Origin of the sequence: Sinomonas humi (assembly GCF_000802235.1) — a bacterium.
Classification (GTDB): domain Bacteria; phylum Actinomycetota; class Actinomycetes; order Actinomycetales; family Micrococcaceae; genus Sinomonas; species Sinomonas humi.
This window is the reverse complement of sequence record NZ_JTDL01000070.1, coordinates 1-1,984: the sequence shown is the minus strand read 5'-3', so window position 1 is coordinate 1,984 and position 1,984 is coordinate 1. Positions and strand designations below refer to the sequence as shown.

1 protein-coding gene is annotated in these 1,984 nt (G+C 65.8%); it reads left to right on the top strand.

Going from position 1 to position 1,984, the window contains the following annotated elements; translation table 11 throughout:
* The first annotated feature begins 109 nt into the window (after positions 1 to 109).
* Complete coding sequence (locus LK10_RS04455) at positions 110 to 1,447, top strand: MFS transporter (RefSeq protein ID WP_052206953.1); 1,338 nt, start codon at positions 110 to 112, stop codon at positions 1,445 to 1,447.
* Positions 1,448 to 1,984: the final 537 nt, after the last annotated feature.

Below are 1,984 nucleotides of genomic sequence, written 5' to 3'. Positions count from 1 at the left end.
ATAAACAACTGAGATCACATGTCAAGAGGTATATTGAGGAGGAGGCGGAGGGGAGAGCCTCCCGCTCCTGAGCCCTCTTAGCGACGACGAGACGACGGACGAAGACGATATGGACCCCATGGGCGCGCCAACCGAGACCTCTTTTCCTTCTGCCCTCACCCCACGCCGGAGTACCTTCGGCTCCCTCGGTGTCCGGAACTTCCGCCTGATGGCGGCCAGTCAGCTGCTCTCTAACACCGGCTGGTGGATGCAGATCACCGCGCAGAGCTGGCTGGTGCTCAATCTGACCGGCAGCCCCGCGGCGGTGGGATTGACGGCTGCCCTGGCGTACCTGCCCTCGCTCATGCTGGGCATGGCCGGGGGCATGCTCGCGGACCGCTATCCCAAGCGATGGCTCGTGCTGGCCAACTACGCCGGGTGGGCTTCCCTGACCGCGCTCCTGGCCGGGCTCACGCTGTCCCACATCGTGCAGGCCTGGATGGTGCAGCTCATCGCGGCCGGGCTAGGAACCGTGACCGCTCTGTGCTGGCCGGCGCAGCAGGCCTTCGTCGGCGAGATGGTCGGCCCGGGCCAGCTGCGCAACGCCATCAGCATCATGTCCTCGGTGGTGCAGCTCGCCGGGCTGGTCGGTCCGGCGCTGGGCGGGCTCCTGATCAGCGCGCGGGGGCCCGGGGAATCGTTCCTCATCGCCGCCATCGGGTACACAGTCCCGGTCGTCGCGGTCACGCAGATCCGCGCCCGAGAGCTGCTCGCCTTGCCGCCTGGGCGCCCTGAGCGCGGGCAGCTGCGCGCGGCGCTGCGGTACGCGGCGAGCCGGCCGGACGTGCTCTGGCCGATCACTCTGGTCGGACTGTTCGCGATGTTCACCGGCAACCTGCCCGTGACGCTGGCCGTCTACGCGAATTCGGTCTTCGGCTCCGGGCCGGGGGGCTACGGGCTTCTCAGCGCGACCGTGGCGGTCGGCTCGGTGATCGGCGCGCTCATCTCCGCCCGCCAACACCAGACTCGGCTCCGCACCCTAGTGCTGTACGCGGCGCTGCTCTCGGTCCTCTTCGCCCTCTCGGCTGCCGCGCCGCAACAGCTCACCTTCTGCGCGCTGATGCTCGGCGTCGGTGCGAGCGGCCTGCTGCTGCAGACCTCGGCGAACTCCGTCGTCCAGCTCGCCGCCCCCGCAGCCATCCGCGGCCGGATCATGAGCCTCTACGCCATCGCCTGGTTCGGCGGGATCGCCATCGGCGGCCCGCTGCTCGGCTACATCGATCAGTACGCCGTCCCCCAGGCAGGCATGCTGCTCGCTGGCATGCTGCCGGGCATGGCTACGCTTCTGATCGCAGCCCGGCTAACCATTCACTCACGGAACTCCGGCGGCGGCGCGGTCACCCCGCCCGTGGCCGCCTTCCCCGCGCAGTCACCCGGCCGGGGGGACCTGCTGCGGCAACCGAAGTGAAGCAAGCCTCTGAATGCGGGACCGGAATCCACCGTTCGAAGAGGCAACCGAAGACTTCCAGACCGACCACATCCCGAAATTCGACACCTAGGAGTAGGCCATGGGCCACATCTCGCACTGGATCCTCAGGGCAGCGCATCCTCGGCTTCCCGTCCCAACTGGCGAATCACCGTATTTCTCCACCTGCTCGCATCCGTGCAGCCCATTGCTCCGTCTCGTGTCGACGCCCTGGCAGGGATGGCACCTTGAGGAGAGCCCGTGGCTCCCGTACATGCTGGGGCCGAACATTCGAATCGACTTATCGTAGGGAGGCCGTGACCTCGATCCTTTCCCTGAAATGGCGTGCAGCGAAACACCAGCAAACACGAGAGCTGAGTTGGTGAAAGCCCGTTTTAATGGCCATAGGGCAAGTATTGAGACCTCTGGTATTCTAGCTTCCATTTTAGTCTAGCTTCCATTTTAGAATGCCTTCCCGTGCGAGAAGGGCTGGCCAGTTGCTTTCAAATCCGGCTTCACAAGGGCTGGAACGGCTAATAT

Bases quoted from the DNA above. Each gene is read 5' to 3' on its own strand.
- LK10_RS04455 (WP_052206953.1), top strand. From the start codon at position 110: ATGGACCCCATGGGCGCGCCAACCGAGACCTCTTTTCCTTCTGCCCTC.